General features: G+C 39.2%; 20 protein-coding genes. 7 read left to right on the top strand and 13 right to left on the bottom strand.

Annotated features, from left to right (window positions below):
- Nucleotides 1-34 precede the first annotated feature (34 nt).
- The 4 genes from B3139_RS09135 to B3139_RS09150 form a co-directional block, all read right to left on the bottom strand.
- Nucleotides 35-1,243 (bottom strand): serine hydrolase, encoded by a 1,209-nt coding sequence (locus B3139_RS09135; protein ID WP_293882123.1) that lies wholly within the window; start codon nt 1,241-1,243, stop codon nt 35-37.
- A gap of 46 nt (nt 1,244-1,289) precedes the next feature.
- Complete coding sequence (locus B3139_RS09140; RefSeq protein WP_293882125.1) at nt 1,290-1,958, bottom strand: hypothetical protein; 669 nt, start codon at nt 1,956-1,958, stop codon at nt 1,290-1,292.
- A 4-nt stretch (nt 1,959-1,962) separates the two neighbouring features.
- On the bottom strand, nt 1,963-2,457 hold the full coding sequence (locus B3139_RS09145) for a dihydrofolate reductase (RefSeq protein WP_293882127.1): 495 nt from the start codon (nt 2,455-2,457) through the stop codon (nt 1,963-1,965).
- Between the two features lie 62 nt (nt 2,458-2,519).
- On the bottom strand, nt 2,520-3,341 hold the full coding sequence (locus B3139_RS09150; RefSeq protein ID WP_209576601.1) for a thymidylate synthase: 822 nt from the start codon (nt 3,339-3,341) through the stop codon (nt 2,520-2,522).
- A 268-nt stretch (nt 3,342-3,609) separates the two neighbouring features.
- On the opposite strand from B3139_RS09150, the gene mtaB reads away from it, so the two are divergent.
- The gene (gene mtaB, locus B3139_RS09155; protein WP_293882131.1) at nt 3,610-4,932 is read left to right on the top strand and encodes a tRNA (N(6)-L-threonylcarbamoyladenosine(37)-C(2))-methylthiotransferase MtaB; all 1,323 of its coding nucleotides are present in this window, start codon (nt 3,610-3,612) and stop codon (nt 4,930-4,932) included.
- A 212-nt stretch (nt 4,933-5,144) separates the two neighbouring features.
- Here mtaB and B3139_RS09160 read toward each other — a convergent pair whose 3' ends face one another.
- On the bottom strand, nt 5,145-6,041 hold the full coding sequence (locus tag B3139_RS09160; protein ID WP_293882133.1) for an EamA family transporter: 897 nt from the start codon (nt 6,039-6,041) through the stop codon (nt 5,145-5,147).
- 285 nt (nt 6,042-6,326) lie between these two features.
- On the opposite strand from B3139_RS09160, the gene B3139_RS09165 reads away from it, so the two are divergent.
- The 3 genes from B3139_RS09165 (at nt 6,327) to B3139_RS09175 (ending at nt 9,412) form a co-directional block, all read left to right on the top strand.
- Entirely contained in the window at nt 6,327-6,899 is a 573-nt protein-coding gene (locus B3139_RS09165; protein ID WP_293882135.1) for a C40 family peptidase, read from the top strand.
- A gap of 174 nt (nt 6,900-7,073) precedes the next feature.
- The gene (locus tag B3139_RS09170; protein WP_293882137.1) at nt 7,074-7,493 is read left to right on the top strand and encodes a hypothetical protein; all 420 of its coding nucleotides are present in this window, start codon (nt 7,074-7,076) and stop codon (nt 7,491-7,493) included.
- Between the two features lie 359 nt (nt 7,494-7,852).
- A complete protein-coding gene (locus B3139_RS09175) occupies nt 7,853-9,412 on the top strand; it encodes a calcineurin-like phosphoesterase family protein (RefSeq protein ID WP_293882139.1) in 1,560 nt (519 codons plus the stop codon).
- 351 nt (nt 9,413-9,763) lie between these two features.
- Here B3139_RS09175 and B3139_RS09180 read toward each other — a convergent pair whose 3' ends face one another.
- The 4 genes from B3139_RS09180 to B3139_RS09195 all read right to left on the bottom strand — a co-directional run bounded on the left by B3139_RS09180 (nt 9,764) and on the right by B3139_RS09195 (nt 13,635).
- On the bottom strand, nt 9,764-11,116 hold the full coding sequence (locus B3139_RS09180) for a nucleoside permease (protein ID WP_293882141.1): 1,353 nt from the start codon (nt 11,114-11,116) through the stop codon (nt 9,764-9,766).
- 43 nt (nt 11,117-11,159) lie between these two features.
- The gene (locus tag B3139_RS09185; protein WP_209576588.1) at nt 11,160-11,786 is read right to left on the bottom strand and encodes a bifunctional nuclease domain-containing protein; all 627 of its coding nucleotides are present in this window, start codon (nt 11,784-11,786) and stop codon (nt 11,160-11,162) included.
- 116 nt (nt 11,787-11,902) lie between these two features.
- On the bottom strand, nt 11,903-12,877 hold the full coding sequence (locus tag B3139_RS09190; protein ID WP_293882144.1) for an electron transfer flavoprotein subunit alpha/FixB family protein: 975 nt from the start codon (nt 12,875-12,877) through the stop codon (nt 11,903-11,905).
- Between the two features lie 20 nt (nt 12,878-12,897).
- On the bottom strand, nt 12,898-13,635 hold the full coding sequence (locus B3139_RS09195; protein ID WP_293882146.1) for an electron transfer flavoprotein subunit beta/FixA family protein: 738 nt from the start codon (nt 13,633-13,635) through the stop codon (nt 12,898-12,900).
- A gap of 402 nt (nt 13,636-14,037) precedes the next feature.
- Here B3139_RS09195 and B3139_RS09200 point away from each other — a divergent pair, with 402 nt between their 5' ends.
- A complete protein-coding gene (locus tag B3139_RS09200) occupies nt 14,038-14,370 on the top strand; it encodes a tetratricopeptide repeat protein (RefSeq protein WP_209576582.1) in 333 nt (110 codons plus the stop codon).
- Between the two features lie 84 nt (nt 14,371-14,454).
- A complete protein-coding gene (locus tag B3139_RS09205) occupies nt 14,455-14,874 on the top strand; it encodes a copper resistance protein NlpE (protein WP_293882150.1) in 420 nt (139 codons plus the stop codon).
- A gap of 156 nt (nt 14,875-15,030) precedes the next feature.
- Here the strand turns inward: B3139_RS09205 and B3139_RS09210 are convergent, their stop codons facing one another.
- The 4 genes from B3139_RS09210 to rsmI all read right to left on the bottom strand — a co-directional run bounded on the left by B3139_RS09210 (nt 15,031) and on the right by rsmI (nt 19,430).
- Nucleotides 15,031-16,167: a cysteine desulfurase family protein gene (locus B3139_RS09210; RefSeq protein ID WP_293882152.1), complete on the bottom strand. Its 1,137-nt coding sequence runs from the start codon at nt 16,165-16,167 to the stop codon at nt 15,031-15,033.
- 113 nt (nt 16,168-16,280) lie between these two features.
- Complete coding sequence (gene lnt, locus B3139_RS09215; RefSeq protein WP_293882154.1) at nt 16,281-17,945, bottom strand: apolipoprotein N-acyltransferase; 1,665 nt, start codon at nt 17,943-17,945, stop codon at nt 16,281-16,283.
- 23 nt (nt 17,946-17,968) lie between these two features.
- Nucleotides 17,969-18,727: a PH domain-containing protein gene (locus B3139_RS09220; RefSeq protein WP_209576573.1), complete on the bottom strand. Its 759-nt coding sequence runs from the start codon at nt 18,725-18,727 to the stop codon at nt 17,969-17,971.
- Nucleotides 18,728-18,764: 37 nt separating this feature from the next.
- The gene (gene rsmI, locus B3139_RS09225) at nt 18,765-19,430 is read right to left on the bottom strand and encodes a 16S rRNA (cytidine(1402)-2'-O)-methyltransferase (RefSeq protein WP_293882157.1); all 666 of its coding nucleotides are present in this window, start codon (nt 19,428-19,430) and stop codon (nt 18,765-18,767) included.
- A gap of 111 nt (nt 19,431-19,541) precedes the next feature.
- On the opposite strand from rsmI, the gene B3139_RS09230 reads away from it, so the two are divergent.
- Nucleotides 19,542-20,615: a class I fructose-bisphosphate aldolase gene (locus B3139_RS09230; protein ID WP_293882159.1), complete on the top strand. Its 1,074-nt coding sequence runs from the start codon at nt 19,542-19,544 to the stop codon at nt 20,613-20,615.
- The last annotated feature ends 99 nt before the right edge of the window (nt 20,616-20,714 follow it).

Raw genomic sequence — 20,714 nt, forward strand, 5'->3', positions numbered from 1 at the left:
CTGTCATTTTGAGACAGCCTCGTCTTTTTGTATTTTATTTTCTGAAATCAAATTTAGATAGATCAGGTTTAAACTTTTTTACCCTTTTTAATTCTTCCTGATAAATTACCTGCCCGATATTTTTTAAAAATGGGTAGGTTACCGTTTCGTATTCATAGCGTCCATCGTTGTAGATGCCATTTTCATTAGACTGTACAACAACGGCGAGCATAAATTCCACCCCATGTTCAAAGTCGACGATATAAGCATTATCAATATTATAGCCATAAGAATCACCATACTTGTTGAAGATCCGTATGTTGGGATCTAAGGTCGTATTTTTTTCACGGCCATAAAAAAGGAGCTTGCTATATGTTGGCCAGAATTCTGTGGAGTCATATTTCGGGAAATCCGACTCAAAGGTATAGCGCGACATATAATCATAGAGCAGTGCGTAGTCCTCCTTTTTCAGGTTAAATCTATCTTTAGGCTGAAATGCTTCAGGAAATAACAATTTCTTCAAGATGAGCTGTTGATCTTGGAGTGCATAGACATTTAATCCTTCAAAGCTCCAGGGTTCATGGATTAGCTCATCTTTGTCGTTCATATAGCCTTTTCCTTGAAGGGTATTGGCCAGCTTGATGGGATAGTCTTTGGGGTCGAACCGTGCCTCTTGTTTATAAATAATATTTTCTCCATTGTAAAAGGTTATAGGATTGGTATGTTTGGCCCATATGCCCTTGTCGCCAATAGCGAGGCGGTTGACAATGCGGCTGTATTGGGTACCATATTTTTTAAGTTTTGTATTGAGCTCAGCACGGCCAATAAATTCGAACAGTCTGTTCTGGGCATCATTGTCGCTGGTCAATAGGATTTTTTTTACATATTGTGCCACGGAAGGAAGACCATTGGCGGCCGATTCGTCCACAAAAACCTTAGTCTGCTTTTCAAAAGCAGAATCAATGCGGAGGGGAGTATCTTTGGTTAAACCTGCAAGATGGAGATCGTTGATTTTTTCTAAGGCCAGAATTGCTGTCGGCAGCTTCACTGTACTTGCGGGATAAAAATACCAGTTCGGATTCAGTCGATAGCTATAGGACCTGAAATGTGGCCTATTGGATTTGTCACGATCAATTTGCGTATACAGAATTTGCACCTCATTTTTAGTCGGATGACTCAATATGTTTTGAAATAGATCAGGATGACTTTGAAGTAATTTTTCCAGGTAAACAGTATCTATCTTTTGAGCGTATGCGTCTGACATGAATAGGGTGAAAATTAAGATAAAGTATTTGTGCATGTGCTTTAGATCAAAGTGTCGCGCTTGTTGATTCCTGTCTATTAAGCTCTTCTATAACTTTTAACAATTTGTTTTTTGATAGGAGTTTTTTTGCTTTTTCATTTCCCTCTACATAAGGCTCCAAGGTTTCTTTTTTCAGTGGTAAAATTTCCTTCGCCTTTTCCATTTTAAAATGCGATATGGTAGGTTGATTGATATCAGCGGTCATGCTATAGCGGCGGATTCGCTGTTCATGACTGACAGTGTCGACCAAAAATAACCAGCAACTGTCCTGTGGAATGCCTTTTATTTTCTTGTTCCAATAATCTATCCGATAGATTTCTTTCGTCTGATCGGGCGTTACCGTATGTTTCTTGCCTTTTTCCCGCCAGGATATTTCACTGGGTGCCGTTGTGGTTCTTAATTTTATTTTTGTTTTTGCAACAACGGTGCTGTCATTTTTCAAAACAATATAAAATTTATACCTACTGCTTATCGGTTCGCTATTGAAAGAATAGAACCGGGGGGTATATAAGCCCGGTAAAGTAACGTTCCCACTAGGAGTTCGTATCGTGGTTGGCGGGCTAAATTGTGCGAGAGCTCGGTTCGAGGTACCCAGTAAGAAAATTACGAAACGTAATGTCCATAGGATCATGGAGCTTTTTGCTCCATGATATTGCGTTTTGAAATTCGTAAACATAGAACTATTTTCTTGTATAAACTTCAAAGGTATAAGCAAATGCATGTTTTTCATCTGCTTGATGCGAATCTGAGGAAACCAATTCCCATTCTTCGGATGGTAATGCAGGAAAGAAAGCATCTCCTTTAATGGTGGTATGCACCCGTGTCAAAAGTACTTTGTTGGCGAGTGGAAGGGCCTGCTGATAGATGTTTGCACCACCAATAATAAATATCTCTCGCTCGTCGCGACAATATAAAAGAGCTTCCTGAATACTGTTAGCGACATCAATATTTTCGCCTTGAAAATCTGCGTTGCGTGTGATGACGATATTCCTTCTTTCCGGTAATGCTTTACCGATGGACTCAAATGTCTTTCTGCCCATCAGTACAGAATGTTCAATAGTATTTTTCTTGAAATATTTAAAGTCGTTTGGTAAATGCCAAGGCATCTTGTTGTTGATTCCGATGGAATTGTTTTCCGATGCAGCGACAATTAATGTGATCGTTGGGTTGCTCATTGTTGATATAATGTGATTATTCGTCCGATAAAAGAATGTTGCAAAATTAGTTGCGGTCATTATTAAACAGCAACCGGAGCTTTGATATGCGGATGTGATTCGTAGTTCAATAATTCAAAATCTTCAAACTTAAAATCAAAAATATCTTTTACTTCGGGGTTAATTCTCATCTGGGGTAGCGCTTTGGGCTCTCTGCTCAACTGAAGTTCCGTTTGTTCAAAGTGGTTACTATAAATATGCGCATCCCCTAGGGTATGAATAAATTCTGCCGCTTCCATATCACACACTTGGGCAACCATCATGGTGAGAAGTGCGTAAGATGCAATGTTAAAAGGTACGCCCAAAAATATATCCGCACTACGCTGATAGAGTTGACAAGACAATTGTGGCTTTAAAATTCCTTTTTCAGGTTGCGCTGGAGCGACATAAAATTGAAAAAAGGCATGGCAAGGTGGCAATGCCATATGTTCGATTTCAGCGACATTCCATGCCGATACAATAATACGACGGGAATCCGGCGAATTTTTAAGCTGATTAATTACTTGTGCGATTTGATCAATATGACGGCCATCAGGTGTTGGCCAAGAACGCCATTGCGATCCGTACACCGGGCCCAAATTTCCTTGTTCGTCAGCCCATTCGTCCCAAATGCTTACGCCATTTTCTTTGAGATACTGAATATTGGTCTCGCCCTTTAAGAACCAGATTAACTCATGGATAATGGATCGAAGGTGTAATTTTTTTGTCGTTACTAGAGGAAAACCTTCTTGAAGGTTGAAACGCATCTGATATCCAAAGACACTTTTGGTACCTGTGCCAGTACGATCTGTCTTTACAACACCATTCGTATATACATGTCTGAGTAAATCTAAATATTGTTTCATCTGTAAAAAAGTAATTGTTAAATATTAAATATCAATGCTATTATCGAACTGTGTGGGAACGATTAGCCCTATTTTATATGTCTGATTCTCAATCGGGAGATATTTGAATGCATGATGTTCGAATTTGATTTCGTCAGCCTGTGATAAGCTGTTGATGCATTAAGCCTTTCAAGATAGTCAAAACTAAGGAAAATCCTTATAACGAGAAAGTCAAAACTCAAAATGATAAGAGGGGTTACTGAAAAAAAATGTAATTTTGCAAAATATTATGGAGAATAAAAAAGTAGCTTTTTATACACTTGGGTGTAAACTGAATTATTCGGAGACATCATCCATTGGTCGTTTATTTAAAGAAGCGGGCTATGATACCACAGCGTTCAATAGTCGTGCTGACGTTTATGTAATCAATACATGTTCGGTAACGGATAATGCTGACAAGAAGTGTAGAAAAGTGGTTAAGGAAGCTTTAAAGCACTCTCCCAATGCTTATATTACGATTGTTGGTTGTTATGCGCAGCTAAAACCAAAAGAGATCGCCGAGATCCCTGGTGTAGATATGGTTTTGGGTGCTGCTGAAAAGTTTAATATTATTGAGCATATCAATGATTTGACCAAACAGGAAAAGACAATCGTTTATAATGGTCCGATTGATGAGACCAATCAATTTGTATCTGCTTATTCGATTGGTGATCGTACACGCACTTTCCTAAAAGTACAGGACGGATGTGATTACTCATGTACATTTTGTACGATTCCCCTAGCACGCGGCGGAAGCCGCTCCGGTAAAATTGAAGAAATTGTACGACAGGCGGAAGAAATTGCAGCTTCCGGGGTTAAAGAAATTGTGTTAACAGGGGTAAACATTGGCGATTTTGGTATCCGCGATGGTAAGCGAGAAGACCGCTTCCTTGATCTGGTAAAAGCATTGGATGATGTCGAAGGTATTGATAGAATTCGTATCTCCTCAATAGAACCCAATCTGCTTTCCAATGATATTATTGAGTTTGTAGCGCAATCAAAACGTTTCGTTCCACATTTTCATATGCCTTTACAGTCTGGAAGCAATAAAATTCTGAGTTTGATGCGCAGAAGATACAAAAGTGAGCTCTATACAGAGCGCGTCGCGTTTATCAAATCTCTGATGCCCAATTGCTGTATAGGCGTTGACGTCATTGTTGGATTTCCGGGAGAGACACGTGAGGATTTTATCGATACGTATAATTTCTTGAACGATATGGAGATTTCGTATTTGCATGTATTTACATATTCTGAAAGAGAGAATACGATTGCCGCACAAATGGAGGGCGCTGTACCAGGAGCTCAACGTAGTGATCGGAGCAAAATGTTGCATATCCTTTCCGAGAAGAAGCGTCGTGCTTTCTATGAATCTCAATTAGGAGAAATCGGAGACGTATTGTTTGAGGCTGATGAGAAAGACGGTTACATGCATGGTTTCTCTAAAAATTATGTTAAAGTGCGGACTTTATACGATCCCTTATTGGTGAATGAGGTCGTGCCGGTAAAATATATGGAAGTAACGGACTCCTGTGAAGTCGAGGTGGAAGAAGTTCCAGAGACATTGATTCATTAGTTCAATAAAGATTTATAACATACAAAAGAGGCAATCTTCTCTAATAAGATTGCCTCTTTTGTATGAAAGTTATTTGCTGTCATTGCCAGAAAGAACTTTCATTCGCTTTTGTTGCCGTCGGTGTCTACTACACCGCGAAGGTTTAATTGCTGTATTCGGATAGATATCCTCAAATTGAGTGCAGCTATCTGACTAAAAGGTGATTGGTACCTCTAATGTGAACTGCTCTTTGCAGCATTTAACCAAATAACGGTACCCAAGATCAAAAGCACACCGATCCATTGAACAGTCGATACACTTTCATGAAGGATGAAAAATGACATACAGGTCGCCACAGGCAGTTCGGCCGAACTCAATATTCCTCCTAAGGAGAATCCAGTTTTAGGTAAACCATAGGCAAACAATAATGGCGGAATGACTGTACCAAATAAAGAAAGTATCAATCCAAAATAGAAAAAATTATCATCAAATTGACCATTGAATAAATAAGTCGGTGGAAATAAAGTGAAGATCAGGATACAAGAACCTGTTACCATAATAGCACTTTTTTGAATGGGGTGGTAGTCATTGCCGACACGCCCATTTACAATCATGAAGACCGAATAGGCAGTCGCCGCCAAAAGACCGAATAACACACCGGTTAAATTGAGTTGTTGTAATCCTTTTTCAATGAGTCCAGTCGCTAATAATGTTGCAATAAGTACAATTCCAATGCCGATCAGATTGTTCTTTGAAGGTTTTGTCTTGAAAAAGATAAACTCAATAAGCACGCCGATCCAGATATATTGCATTAGCAAGACTATAGCTAATGAAGCGGGAACGAGCTGAACACATTTATAATAGAAAACACTCACCAAACCGGTAGAAGTACCGCTGATTAATATCTTGACCCAGGAAGATTTCTTTTTTGAAGATTGAAAGGACTTTGCCGAAAAGAGTTTAATGGTAATATAAATAAGCCACAGTATAAGCATGCCAAACAAAACCTGGATTCCCGTTACTTCGCCTAAAGTCAGTCCCTTACCGTAAGCTTTTTTTACAAACGTTGATAGTATTCCGAAACTACTTGCACCTAAAAAGACAGCTAATGCACCTTTTAATTTTTCCATTCTCAACTAAATTAGGCGTCAAAGTTACGATTTCTGAACAATTCTTTTCCTGATCTGACGTTCTTAGCGAGAAAAGTAATCTTTCGAAGTGGGATCGCAGTGGGATCGCAGTGGAATAGATGTAGCTGATACCTCATTGATGAAAATTCGCCAATAGTCGATGGTGTTAGATGGGGGGTATAAAATTGGTTATTAACGCAAAATGTTTTTGGCAACACGGTAAACGTATTGCATATAAACAGCAATTTAGTTAAGTTTGTTAGGCAACAACGTAAATTGAACAGCATGATTGTCAGATTTTATTTCGTCTTCTTTTTGGGTGTAGTTCTATTTTTGAGCAGTTGTTCAACAAAGAAAAAAGTACTTATCGCTAATTCTCATCCTGCTAAGGGGGGCGTTTTGACAGATGCTAGTTCAGCGCGAGGAAGATCCTTTTCGGGATCTCGGCTTGACAGTTATGCCGACTTACTTAATGTGAGTGCCCAAAAGCTAAATCCACACCTTTACTCTTTTATCGATGACTGGATGGGAATACCGCATCGTATGGGTGGACAGAACAAATCCGGTGTGGATTGTTCGGGCTTTGTAAATCTGCTCTACATGGAAGTATATAAAGGAAATTTGCCGCGCACTTCCCATGACATGGAAGGAGTAGTAAAGCGAAAAAAGGTCGATAAACTTCAAGAAGGGGATCTCGTATTTTTTTCGTTCGGGCGTAACGGGATAGATCATGTTGGTGTATACCTTCATAATAATAAGTTTGTGCATGTGTCAACGCGCAAGGGTGTTATTATATCTGATCTTTCCGATAGCTGGTATGCCAAGACCTTTGTTGATGCAGGCTCTCCTAATATCTAGATCGCAGTAACTCATGTAGGTTTTATGTCATATCTTGATATAAACTTTTATACCCTATATAAATCCTTATTTTTGTCAAAATTTATAGCAATGACAATAAAGAGTAAGAAGATTTTTTTGGGCCTTTGTATTATTGTGCCGTTTTTGATGTATTGTGTTTATTACTATAGTAATATGATCAAAAATGCCCCTTTTCGTTTTGCTGATTTTGAATCCATAGAATTCAAATACGGCGAGCCGAACCACATGGTCAACGAATACAATTCTAAAACGCGTATCTATAAATATTTAGACAAAAAAGATTCTTTAATTACCGATACTGTAAAATTTACAAAAGACGATCTATTGTATCTCCATCGCAAAGCCATGGAGCTGGGATTTTGGAATCTAGATACAGATATGACAGGTCCCGAATGGCAGCAGGATTCGACAAATTCTAAGGTTCCACGTTTTTATCTGGAATTCAACTATAAAGATAAATCCAAACATGTAACTTTAGATGCCGATTTCGCAGGCAATCCGCGCATGCATGACGCGGCAAAGTCTATGATTGATGAAGTCAACCGCGTGTTGGCGACCGCGCAGGCAAGATAGTTAAGAAATAGACACTAACGGTAAAAGGAGAAATTAAGCAATTGGTTTCTCTTTTTTTGTATCCACTCTTTTTTCTCGGGACATTTATGTAAGACTTCGGAGGAAGAACAAAGGTCAGTCTACTAATACAACCTGAAATAACAGGTACTTTAAACGGAACTAACAGCGATCTGATAGGGACCTCATTCGGATGAATGCGTATAAAGTACGAATAATATCCCTATTACTTTAGTATTAAATATGTGTTAATTAGTAAGTTGGTTTGATGATAAACCCTTCGTTTCTTGATGAATTCTTGATATTCTCTTTATACTCCTTTAACCTGAATGGAATACTTTAGCGCCAAAACAAAATAACATATGAGAACATTTTTGGCATTAGCAATTTCGTGGGCATTCGTCCATGCTGCGCACGCACAAGATTTTGCAAAAGGAAAAGTTTATTTGGACGTAAATAAAAACGGAAAATTAGATAAAAATGAAAAAGGTATTGCGTCTGTTTCTGTTAGTAACGGACGTGAGGTAACTACCACAGATAAAGATGGTAATTATCAATTACCAATTGGGAATGACAATATTATTTTCGTCGTCAAACCGTCAGGTTATGTCTTGCCTTTGGATGAAAATAATCATCCAAAATTCTATTATATCCATAAATTGAACGGCAGTCCAGTTTCAAAATACCCAGCCGTCGTTGCTACAGGGAAGATCCCGGCTGCGGTGAATTTTGCTTTGTATAAGCAACAAGAAGATCCAAACTTTTCGGCCTTCGTTTTCGGTGATCCACAGGCCTACACGGAGGAAGAACTGGCCTATTTCAAAAACGGGGTGATCAATGAAATTTCGGATAAGACAATTGCAAAATTTGGCATTAGCTTAGGCGACTTGGTGGGCGATGATCTTTCCCTACAGCCAAAATATAAGTCGGTGATTTCTACCATGGGATTGCCGTGGTATAACGTCATGGGAAACCATGATATGAATTATGATGCAAAAGTGGATAGTCTTTCCGATGAATCGTTCGAGAAAACTTTTGGTCCCAACAACTATGCATTCAACTATGGAAACGCACATTTTATTATTCTGGACAATATTATTTATCCGAATCCACGCACAGGAAAGGGGTATTTAGGTGGATTCCGTAAAGATCAGTTAGATTTTGTGGAAAATGACTTAAAAAACGTTGCCAAAGATAAACTGATTGTATTGGCGTTCCATATTCCTTTATACCATCAAAACTCAGATGTCTTTCGAAATGAAGATAGACAACGTCTTTTCGATATTTTGGCTCCATTTAAGCATACCTTGTCTTTATCAGCACATACACACTTTCAACGTCAGTATTTTTATGGGCAAAAAGACGGATGGAAACAAGAAAAGGCACATCACGAATATAACGTAGGCACTACATCGGGTGATTGGTACTCTGGCGAGTTGAATGAGAAAGGGATTCCTGTTTCTACGATGCGGGATGGTACACCAAAAGGATATGCTATTTTGAAAATTGAGGATAATCAATACAGTTTTGATTACAGGGTTGTCGATAAGCCGGCATCGTATCAGATCGACTTATACGGTGCTTCGGTTATTCCGGAAAAGTACACCAAAAGATATCCAATATACGCTAATTTCTTTATTGGAAAGGAGGGCGATAAGGTCAGGTTTAGAATCAATCAGGGGGAATGGAAAGAGATGGACTTTGTAAATGAAAACGATCCGGCATTTCTAAATTCATTGGCTAAATATGATACAGCAACTGAATTGAAGAACACCCGTAGACCTTCCAACCCTGAAAAATCAAGCCATTTGTGGGCCGCTAATCTGCCAAAACTTAAAGCAGGGAAATATCAGATTGAGGTTCAGGCGGTCGATCTTTTCAATAGAGTACATGCGGCAACGAAAACGATAGAGGTGAGATAAAAACTTTTTTAGCGTTGTTTTAAGTTTAAAGATAGCTTAAGATACACTTAACATATGTCTCCTATATTTGTATAGAGTAATTTTTGATTCATAAAGAGTTAGGGTTAATGTGTAGATCTGTTGTGAAACACGTCTGAAAATTTAGTTTGTTTTTAAAGTGAAGGTAATCTCCCCAGATTACCTTTCACTGTTTTTAACCCCGTCGTGGTAAAATTCGTTTAAACTTTGTTATCACTGACTGCCCATGTGGTTAAAAAAATCTTTAACAGTAAAATAGCATCCATACATCCGATTTGTCTTTTACAAAAAAAAAGCCGCTAACTGCGGCTTTTTTTATTTTAAGCTTAGCGGTTAACGCTCGTGTTTATGTCTAAAGAATAAAGCAAAAAGGATTGCGATAACAAAGGTGTAAAGCGCAAATGCAAGCCAGATATCATGCCAGTCTTTTAGCATAAGATTGCCACTTAAAACACCGTCAGGTAAGATCGAAATATTTTTTTCCTTTAAAAAATGTAGAAAGTGGGTGTTATTCACTGTTGTGTCCAGGTATTGGGCTAAATCTTTGCTATGCTGAAAACTTTTGGTAAAGTATTGGTCAATGATCCATCCAGAGGAAAAACTGCCTACAACGGCGCCAAAACCATTTGTCATCATCATAAATAAACCTTGGGCAGAACTGCGTATACTGGAGGTTGTCGAGGTTTCGACAAACAGTGAACCTGAAATATTAAAAAAATCAAAGGCCATGCCATATACGATGCAAGATAGTACAATCATCCAAAGTCCACCAGCGGGATCCCCAAATGAGAATAATCCAAAACGTAATACCCAGGCAAACATAGAAATCAACATTACTTTTTTTATTCCGAATCTTTTGAGGAAGAATGGAATAGCGAGAATAAAGAGGGTTTCGGATATCTGTGAAATTGACATAATGATTGTCGAATATTTCACAACGAAAGATTCGGCAAATTTAGGGTAGAATTTAAATTCATCCAAAAATACGTCACCGTAGGCGTTGGTCAATTGGAGTGCTGCGCCTAAGAACATGGAAAAAATAAAAAATAAGGCCATTTTATAATTTCCAAAAAGCTTAAACGCTTCCAGACCTAATAATTGTGTCCAAGAAGCATTTTCCTGTTGTAATTTTTTCGGTGGACATTTCGGTAACGTAAACGCGTAAAGGCTTAAAGCCAACGCTGCAGTGCCGGCGATGTAGAATTGAAAGGCTGTTGCTTTGCTACCCGTTAAATTGGTGATCCACATCGCGACGATAAAACCGATCGTGCCAAAAACGCGGATAGGGGGAAACGCTTTGACCAGGTCGTAGTTGTTTTCATTTAGTGCAGTATAAGCGATGGAATTCGATAGCGCCAACGTTGGCATATAAAAACACATCGCCGCAAGCATCGCATAAAAAAAGGTGTTTGGATCATTTACCTGAGGTAAATAGAATAAAACACCTGCATAACATAAGTGAAGAATAAAATATAATCTTTCGGCATTTATCCACCGATCGGCAATGATTCCCATCAGTGTAGGCATAAATAGAGATGCGATTCCCATTGTCGCAAAAATGGCTCCAAATTGCGTACCATCCCATTGCTTTGTGCCAAACCAATAGTTAGCTATTGTAATCAACCATGCTCCCCAGACAAAGAACTGAAAGAAGCTCATGATGGTCAATCTTAATTTAATAGACATAAATGATGTTATTTAAAATTTTGTTTCGCTCTAATGAAAGGCGTTATTTTCTTTTGGAAATCTCATCCCTAATCAAAGCAGCCCGTTCGTAGTTTTCTTCGGTCAATGCCTGATTAAGTGCTTGTTCCAATTGCTCATTTGTCAATGCCGAGAAAGGATTCTGTGGGGACTTTGACGGTGTTTTTTCTTCGACCTCAACAACACTTGGGTCCTGAACTTTGTTGGATTTGTCCAGATTTTCCAAAAATGCGAACTCATGCCCTTCAATAATAATTCCTGCAGAGGACATAATAAATTCGTAGGCATATATGGGGGCTTCAAACCGTACAGCGAGTGCAACAGCATCAGAAGTGCGCGCGTCAATCTCTACAATTTTGTTGCCGTCGGAACAGATAATTTTAGCATAAAATATGCCTTCAATTAGATTATAGATAAGCACTTCAATAAGCTGAATTCCAAATGAATCTGCAAAGGATTGAAATAGGTCGTGTGTCAGCGGGCGACTAGGAATCATTTTTTCTATCCGAATAGCAATAGCTTGAGCCTCGTGACTGCCGATGATGATGGGTAATCTTCTGTTGCCTTCCACTTCACCTAATACCAGGGCATAAGCCCCTGATTGGGTTTGACTATAGGATAAACCAACGATATCTAATCTGATTTTCTTCATTTTAATTTCAAACCGGTTTACAAACTTAGATAAATTTGCTTTTATATGCAATTATAACCAATAAAAAACTCCCCATTCATTTTCAATAAATGGGGAGAATATATGGGATAAAAGGTTTAAATACCTCTATAAGCCTTCAGTGCTTGCGTCAATTTTGGAACGATGTCGAAAGCATCTCCTACAATTCCATAATCGGCCACTTTGAAAAATGGAGCTTCCGGATCTTTATTGATGACAACGATGGTTTTCGAGGAGCTCACCCCGGCCAAATGTTGAATTGCACCAGAGATACCAATCGCAATATAGAGATTAGGGCTCACTACAATACCTGTTTGTCCTACGTGTTCCGAATGGGGGCGCCAGCCGGCATCGGATACAGGTTTCGAACATGCGGTAGCTGCACCTAGCACATCCGCAAGTTCTTCAATCATTCCCCAGTTTTCGGGGCCTTTGAGCCCGCGGCCTGCAGAAACCACAATTTCAGCTTCCGGTAAAGAGACTTTGTCTGTTGCGCGCACAATCTCCTTAACCACGGTTGAAAGATCTAGTTGGTCAATACTCGGCGCAAAGGTTTCGACTATAGCCTTTCCATCAACATCTTTAGTTTCGTACGCATTGGGGTTTAACGCAATGACCTTGATCTCTGAGCTGAGCTCGAGTGTAGCAAAAGCTTTATTGGAGAATGCTGTTTTTTTGACTGTAAGTTTGTCATCCGTAATGTGGGGTAATTCGAGTGCGCCATCGGCTAACCCGGCCTGCAATTTCGCCGCAATACGCGGAGCGAGTCCTTTTCCGGAAAATGAATTGGATAAGACAAGCAATTTTGAATCCGTGCTTTTTAAAGCTTCTGCGATAATACTAGCATAAGCTTGGTTTACAAAAGAAGCAAGTTGTTCCTGATTGACATTTAATACTTTCGAAGCACCATATCTGCCCAAAGCGGCGAGTTCGTCTTCGGCAACATTCCCGATTGAAATTGCAACAACATCAGTCTGTATGTCATCGGCGATGGATTTGGCGTACGAAACAACTTCAAAAGCAGATTTTTTGAATTTTCCATCTGTATTTTCTACATATACAAGTATTGACATAGTGTTTTAGCGTTTAAAAATTAAATAACTTTAGCTTCATCATGAAGAAGAGAAACTAATTTTTCTACCTCGGTAGCGTCAACAAGTTTGACCGTACCTCGTGGAGCTGGTGTCTCATAGTTGACAATATGAGCTAGAAGTTCTACGGAGAACGGTTCCACCACGTCCAACGGTTTGCTTCGTGCACTCATAATACCACGCATATTGGGTATTTTAGGCTCAGCAACACCTTCGGCTGTACCTATGACGAGTGGTAATTTGGCTGTTAACACTTCTTTCCCACCCTCAATTTCACGTTCAACAGTCACCATATCACTCGTAAACTCGACTTTTTTGGCTATGGAAACAGAAGGGATATGCAGCAATTCTCCTATAATTGCCGCCACTTGAGCACCATTATAATCGATAGATTCACGACCAGTTAAAATTAAGTCAAATGCATTGTCTTTGGCATACGCTGCTATTTGATTCGCAACAAACCAAGCATCGCGGGGAACGGCATTTATCCGTACAGCGTTATCTGCGCCAATTGCCAATGCTTTTCGAATGGTTGCATCTGTCGATGCATCCCCCACATTGATGACAGTTACGGTTCCTTTTCCACCTTCGGCCAATTCCACTGCCTTAGATAAGGCAATTTCATCATAAGGGTTTATAATGAATTGTACACCAGCTGTATTAAATGCAGTGTTGTCATTTGTAAAAGTGATTTTGGATGTAGTGTCAGGGACATTACTTATACAAACTAATATTTTCATATACGATTGGTTTTACCCAAACTTACTATATTTTCATTTAATTATAAAGTTTCAGATCAACCAAAATCCCTTGCGATGGCAGTTGATAGATACTGAATATTTTTAAAATTTTTAAGCATTTTTATATTATTTTTTTTGATGTAACAAGATATTTAATGCTTTTGTTGCTGTTTTTGTAATTTTTCTTTTTGAACAAGTGATTTCTGACAACAGATTTTTTTCGTCAGCAAATTGTCATTTTGTATGCTAGCATAGTAATTTTTAGATAAATATAGATTTCTCAAGGGTGAGAAGAGTAATGAGGTTTTTTTCTTTCATACAGGGATGTGGATTGTTATTACTAGGTATACGTATTATATTGGATATAAAGTTCAATTTGTCTAAGTTTGAAATAAAAAACATATGTCAACACGATTGGACCAATTGAATGAATTTTTGAAAGAGAGCCCAGCGGATCCTTTTTTGAAATATGCGATTGCAGCTGAATATCTCAAGCAGGGGAATGAGCAAGAGGCTATGTCGAGATTCGAGGATTTAGTACAGTCGAATCCAGATTATGTAGGAACCTACTATCATTTGGGTAAATTGTACGAAAAATTAAGTAGACAGGATTCGGCGATTGCTACGTACCGAGCTGGAATCGATATCGCCCGCAAGAGTCGTAATTTCCATGCCTTGGGCGAGTTGCAGGGCGCATTGGCAGTTTTGGCAGAGGATGATGATGATGATTTTTAATCTTTTCTAATTTTTTGGTATTTAATTTGTTATGAGTTTATTGGTGTAACTGTTAGATGCTGATTTTTTTGAATTTAGAATGTGATGAAAAGGTATATTTGGATTGTGGGTTTGTGGTTGATAATTGGAATGGTGGGATGTGATAATCCCAAACAAAGTGTAGCCGTCTACAAAGATAATTTACAGGATCTTAAAGGAAGAGATAAGGCGGAAGTAGTAATTGGTGAGTACAAGGGCGTAATGCCTTGTGCGGATTGTGATGGGATTGAAACACTCATTTCTTTACATGCTGACAATACTTATCAATATTCATCTAAATATCTAAATAAAAGTGAGGATGTGTTTGTTCGGGAAGGAAAGTGGAAGTTGGATGGCAATATTATTACCTTAGATGGTGTAGATTATAAATTCAAACTTGGAAATAGGATGCTCAGTCAGCTGGATCTCTCAGGAAATGACATTACTGGAGATATATCCAAATACTATGTTCTGACGAAAAATTGAGTTCACTTTATATAAATGATGTAAAAATAAGAAAGCCGGCAGTTGTACTTCCAGCTTTTTTGTTTTTGAGTTTATTTTAGTCTTTAAGACATTCGAACATATGATCGATGCTTTATTTTCATATGGGAGCAACTTTTCAAGCTTTATCGGGAAGTACTATTGGTTTTTTGTACAAAGTTCCTTTAACGTTTTTACGACAAAGTCGATTTCCTCCCTGGTATTATTTTTACAAAATGAAAAACGCACCGAGGGGCGTTCAGCGCTCGATTTGATCGCATTCAATACATGAGAGCCTATGTCGGTCCCTGAGCTGCATGCACTGCCTCCAGAGCATGATATGCCTGCAATATCCAAATTGAAAAGGAGCATATCGGCAAGGTTACTGCAAGGGAAAGAAACATTCAATACGGTGTACAATGATTTGTCTGGTTCGATAACGCCATTAAAGCCAATGTCTGGTATTGCTTTCAGCAACTCGTCAATCATATAAGATTTGAGCCCCTGAATATAAGTATGATGTTCTTGCATGTTTTCATAGGCAAGTTCCAGCGCTTTGGCAAGTCCTGCTATACCATATACATTTTCTGTTCCGCCACGCATATTTCGTTCTTGTGCTCCGCCATAGATTAAAGGTTTGATCTTGTTATTGGCGTTTATATAAAGAAAGCCGACCCCTTTAGGGCCATGGAATTTATGAGCAGCTCCTGTGACGAAGTCTATTTTAAGTTGAGTAAGATCATGTGGATAATGCCCCATAGTCTGCACAGTATCGGAATGAAATATAGCATTGTACTTTTGGCATAACTCGGCGATACGGTGAATATCGTTGAGATTTCCAATTTCATTATTGGCATGCATAATGGAGACAAAAGTACGTGGGTTACTATTTAAAAGCTCTTCCAGCTGGTTGATATTTAAATTGCCTTTTTCGTCAACCTCCAGCAGGTCAAGGTGCACTTTACCTGCTTTTTGCAGTTCCTCTAAGGTGTGTAATACGGCATGGTGCTCAATAGGTGAGGTAATGGCATGGGTTATCCCAAAGTCGGTTATCGACCTCACGATAGCCATATTGTCTGCTTCCGTTCCACCCGATGTAAAAAATATCTCTGCAGGAGACACATGAAGCAAATTGGCAATCGTTTTACGTGCTTTTTCTACAATTGTCTTTACTTGTCGTCCGTGACTATGGATTGAGGATGGATTACCAAAGTTATTTTCCATCACATCGATCATTACTTTTATTACTTCAGGATCTAAGGCTGTAGTCGCAGCATTATCAAAATATACTTGCATGCGGCAAAATTACAAATCTCTCAAGTAAATTACAGGTATCAAATCACTTATTTTTATCATTTTAATTTCCTAATTATCGCTGGTAGGTGCCTGAGTACTGCGGTTTCTAAGAATTAGATCCTTTTGCCCTGGAGCGTATGAGATGGGAATTTTTCTTTTCTGAGTTCCTTTTTTCGTCTGACCACGATCAGGATCAAAATTCCTCCTAATGCGATCGCCAAACCCAAATAAGCGGCAATATCACCTGCTTGCGTATAGAAAGTAATTTCTTCATTTAAATTAATTTCCTGATTGAGGGCCGCAGGCTGCCACCATTTGGTCTGTTGCACAATATCTCCCCGTTGATTAATAAAGCCAGAAATCCCTGTGTTGGCAGAGCGAGCCACCCATCGTCTGTTTTCAATCGCACGTAGTTTAGCATACTGTAAATGTTGGTCTTTGCCCGAAGTATTTCCCCACCAGCCATCATTGGTAATGATCGCAATAAACTGGGCTCCTTTTTTGACATACTTAGCAACATAATTGCCCCAAATGGATTCGTAACAGATGACCGGTGCGGCACCAATGCCACTTTGCGCATAAAATACCGATGGTTCGGCCTGTTTTCCATAGCCTCCCGTAGTGCCGCCGAATGCTTTAAATAAAGGTTTTAAGATGTTCATGGCTGCACCAAAAGGCATTTGTTCTACCCCCGGAACGAGCTTGGACTTATGATAAAACTGTAGTTTGGAAGAGTAATCGATCAATGTCGCGGCATTGAAATTATCTTGATAAACATGAGGAGCTATTTCGCGTGCAGTTGGCGTTTTGGCATCGTTGTACAGCTGATAGCTTTCAATACCTGAAAGTACATTGCCATTTTTATACTGATCTAAAAATTTTAAGATGCGCTGGTAAGAATAGGTTTCCCTAAAGTTCTCCTCATCGAAATCGCCGTTTTGCGATAGCGCAGTTTCAGGCCAGATAAAAAACTCGGTATTGGGTTTAGCGACCGAATTTGATAAGGAGAATAATGTGTTTAATTGCTCTTCAGGGCTTATATTGAATTTAATATAAGGGTCAATATTGGGCTGAACAACGACGATTTGTGCGGGATTCTGATATTCTTCATAGTTAACGTAACGTATCAGCGAGTAGGTGCTGGGGATTAGTAACACTGCGGTTAATACAGCAATTGGAACTATTTTACGTTTGATCGGATAAAATCTCTTCCGATTTAAGTAAAGTGTAAATACCAAGATGTTCACCAGCCAGATCCATATGGTTCCACCGTAGACTCCCGTGATTTCATACCATTGCACCAATTGGTGGAAACTGGCGAAACCATTTCCTAATGTCATCCAGGGGAAAGCTAAATCCCAGGATTCATGTAGAAATTCGTAGCTTATCCAAAATCCCATTAATCCGAAAAGGGATAGCATTATGTTTGTTTTGCGTCGTAGTTGCCCATATAGCCAGAAAGCCACCGCCATTAATGTTGCGCCTAAGCAAAAAGGTATCAGACTTATAATTACAGCTGCAAAGGATGGCATAACTGCCGATATAGAATTATATACCCAATAAATCGAGGCTGTATTCCAAACTACCGCAGTTAGGCCCGCGGTAAGGAATACTTTTCGGCCTTTCTTTTGGAATGTTTCATTGCGGATAATGTTCTCTACAGCAATCAGCAAAGGAACAAATCCAATAAATAACAAGGGACTGGAATAGGGTATCGGAGGCCAGCCCAGCCACAATAAAAAGGCACTTAAAAGTGCCAGTAGATAGTTATTTTTCACAATATATTTTCTTCCATTTATAATTATAAACTGGATAAAACTTCTCTCTTTTTACTCTCGTATTCCTCTTGGGTAATTAATTGTTTATCGAAGAGCGTTTTTAATTTTTTGAGCTTTAAGGTAATTTCATCGTCCTCCTCTTCCTTTGCCGCAGCAGGTGAGATAGGAGCTGCCGAAACTGAAGGAACAGTAGGGGTGGATCCGATCGGTTGCTGTGCCTGAACTGGCGCTGACGAAGTTGGCTGAGCCGAACCATAAGATTGTGGTGCGGATGGGGCAGGCGAAGTAACCGCTGGCTGAACCGGTATATTACTTTCTGGCCGTTCGATAACCACTTCTTTTGCGACAGTTGGAGCAATCACTATTTTCTCCTTTTCAGCGGCCAACTCAGCTTTTTTATAATTTTCAAGTGCCGCTTTAATATATTGATACAATTTTCTGGCCTGAACTTTAGGGATATAGTCTATGCTCAAATTCTCCCCAGTAAAAGGAATAACAGTCACTTTCGAACCGAAGATTTCCTCTTTGAAAGCAATATCTTTGATATCTTGCCAGCCGAAAATTTCGAAATCAGTAGCCAAGCCCAATTTAGTAAACTCGCACATAAATATGCGCTTATTACTGATGGTAATACTATCCGGTAATATAGTCACTGCAGGTTTCTTTTGAACTGCGATATAATCTATTTTTTCTCCTGGAGTAAGCATATCCTGGACTTTAGTAACCAATTTTTCGATGATTTTTATGTCCTGCCCATCCTGTGCAAATTGTTCCATGTTCATGTCAAATACTTTTTAATTACATAAAGATTGTTAAAATTTATTCCAATCCTGCTACACAAAATACAAATTCTCCTTTAATCGGATTGTTTTCAAAGTGTAATTTTAAATCAGTTAATGTTCCGCGCACATTCTCTTCGTAGAGTTTGCTCAATTCCCGAGATATCGAAGCTTGTCTTTCAGCTCCAAAAACTGTGATAAATTCCTCTATTGTTTTTAATATACGATGCGGTGACTCATAAAAGATCATCGTTCGTTTTTCTTCTGCTAGGGTTTTTAAGCGCGTTTGTCTTCCTTTTTTCACCGGCAGAAAACCTTCAAAACAAAAGCGGTCGTTGGGAAGCCCCGAATTGACAAGCGCTGGCACGAAAGCAGTTGCTCCGGGCAAGCACTGTACCTCCAGTCCTTCTTTGATGGCCTCGCGTACCAGTAAGAATCCCGGATCCGAGATAGCCGGTGTTCCAGCGTCTGAAATCAAAGCAATGTTTTGTCCCTCTTTTAAGAATTTAATGATTTCCGAGACCGCTTTATGTTCATTGTGCTGATGGTGCGCAAATACTTTTTTGTCGATTCCAAAATGTTTTAAAAGCGGAGCACTGGTCCTTGTATCCTCTGCTAAGATGAGGTCCACTTCTTTTAGGACATTGACCGCACGGAACGTCATGTCCTCCAGATTGCCAATAGGTGTTGGAACTAAATATAACATGGTCAAAGTTAAGTTTTTTTTACTATATAACATGCGCTAAAACATTCTGTGCTTTTTGAAGTTTTATTTTAAAGATTAGAGTAAACTCCATCACGTTATTTTAAATAAATTATGCAATACATCGAAAAAATACAGGCCCATCTAGGTACTGAAGCGAGTTATCTGTTAGATTTTGATCAACCTGCAGTTTCCAAAACAATGCTTCATCTTCCGCAGTCAACATTTATTGACCAAGTATACAATTCAAGTGATCGTAGTCCACAAGTTTTAAGAAGTTTGGGACAACTTTTTGGAACGGGCCGTTTAGCCAATACGGGGTATCTGTCAATATTGCCCGTGGACCAAGGTATTGAACACAGTGCCGGAGCGTCTTTTGCGCCAAATCCACAGTATTTTGATCCAGAGAATATTGTTAAGCTAGCTTTGGAAGGAAATTGCAACGCTGTGGCTTCTACTTTTGGTGTATTAGGAGCTGTTGCCCGAAAGTATGCACACAAGATTCCGTTTTTGGTTAAAATCAATCATAATGAATTGTTGACTTATCCCAATCGCGCAGACCAAATCTTGTACGGAACAATTCGCGAAGCCTGGAATATGGGTGCTGTTGCGGTAGGGGCAACCATATATTTTGGATCTGAAGAATCAGACCGGCAGATTATTGAAGTAGCAAAAGCATTTGAGGAAGCACATTCCTTGGGGATGGCGACGGTACTATGGTGTTATTTGCGTAATTCGGCTTTCAAGGTCGGAGATAAAGATTACCACTTAGCAGCAGATCTGACCGGACAGGCCAATCACTTGGGGGTAACCATCAAAGCCGATATTATTAAGCAAAAATTACCCGAATTAAATGGCGGATTCAAAGCGTTGAATATGGGTAAAAGCAGTTATGGGAAGTTGGATGAACGTATGTATACACAGCTTTCTTCCGACCATCCTATTGACCTATGCCGCTACCAAGTACTCAATTGCTTTGCCGGCAGGGCGGGCTTGATCAATTCTGGCGGGGCTTCGGGACAGAATGACATCCAAGAAGCTGTAAAAACAGCAGTTATCAATAAGCGCGCTGGCGGAACTGGTTTGATATCTGGTCGTAAAGCCTTTCAAAAACCGATGCAGGAAGGTGTAGCGCTGCTTCACGCCATTCAGGATGTTTATTTGTGTGATGAGGTGACTATTGCTTAGTAAAGCGCATAATATAGGTTCAAAAAGCCTTTCTAAAGGTGTTGTGGGAATAAAATAGCTTGTAAATAAAGGCAAATTTATCTAAGTTTGTTCACTATT

Origin of the sequence: Sphingobacterium sp. UBA1498, from assembly GCF_002325125.1 — a bacterium.
Classification (GTDB): domain Bacteria; phylum Bacteroidota; class Bacteroidia; order Sphingobacteriales; family Sphingobacteriaceae; genus Sphingobacterium.

Coding starts and splice junctions, on each gene's coding strand:
- B3139_RS09210 (WP_293882152.1), bottom strand. CDS start 16,167: ATGCAAGTATATTTTGATAATGCTGCGACTACAGCCTTAGATCCTGAA.
- B3139_RS09165 (WP_293882135.1), top strand. CDS start 6,327: ATGATTGTCAGATTTTATTTCGTCTTCTTTTTGGGTGTAGTTCTATTT.
- rsmI (WP_293882157.1), bottom strand. CDS start 19,430: ATGTTATATTTAGTTCCAACACCTATTGGCAATCTGGAGGACATGACG.
- B3139_RS09180 (WP_293882141.1), bottom strand. CDS start 11,116: ATGTCTATTAAATTAAGATTGACCATCATGAGCTTCTTTCAGTTCTTT.
- B3139_RS09135 (WP_293882123.1), bottom strand. CDS start 1,243: ATGTCAGACGCATACGCTCAAAAGATAGATACTGTTTACCTGGAAAAA.
- B3139_RS09150 (WP_209576601.1), bottom strand. CDS start 3,341: ATGAAACAATATTTAGATTTACTCAGACATGTATATACGAATGGTGTT.
- B3139_RS09160 (WP_293882133.1), bottom strand. CDS start 6,041: ATGGAAAAATTAAAAGGTGCATTAGCTGTCTTTTTAGGTGCAAGTAGT.
- B3139_RS09200 (WP_209576582.1), top strand. CDS start 14,038: ATGTCAACACGATTGGACCAATTGAATGAATTTTTGAAAGAGAGCCCA.
- B3139_RS09205 (WP_293882150.1), top strand. CDS start 14,455: ATGAAAAGGTATATTTGGATTGTGGGTTTGTGGTTGATAATTGGAATG.
- B3139_RS09220 (WP_209576573.1), bottom strand. CDS start 18,727: ATGAACATGGAACAATTTGCACAGGATGGGCAGGACATAAAAATCATC.
- B3139_RS09175 (WP_293882139.1), top strand. CDS start 7,853: ATGAGAACATTTTTGGCATTAGCAATTTCGTGGGCATTCGTCCATGCT.
- mtaB (WP_293882131.1), top strand. CDS start 3,610: ATGGAGAATAAAAAAGTAGCTTTTTATACACTTGGGTGTAAACTGAAT.
- B3139_RS09185 (WP_209576588.1), bottom strand. CDS start 11,786: ATGAAGAAAATCAGATTAGATATCGTTGGTTTATCCTATAGTCAAACC.
- B3139_RS09230 (WP_293882159.1), top strand. CDS start 19,542: ATGCAATACATCGAAAAAATACAGGCCCATCTAGGTACTGAAGCGAGT.
- B3139_RS09145 (WP_293882127.1), bottom strand. CDS start 2,457: ATGAGCAACCCAACGATCACATTAATTGTCGCTGCATCGGAAAACAAT.
- B3139_RS09140 (WP_293882125.1), bottom strand. CDS start 1,958: ATGTTTACGAATTTCAAAACGCAATATCATGGAGCAAAAAGCTCCATG.
- B3139_RS09170 (WP_293882137.1), top strand. CDS start 7,074: ATGATCAAAAATGCCCCTTTTCGTTTTGCTGATTTTGAATCCATAGAA.
- B3139_RS09195 (WP_293882146.1), bottom strand. CDS start 13,635: ATGAAAATATTAGTTTGTATAAGTAATGTCCCTGACACTACATCCAAA.
- B3139_RS09190 (WP_293882144.1), bottom strand. CDS start 12,877: ATGTCAATACTTGTATATGTAGAAAATACAGATGGAAAATTCAAAAAA.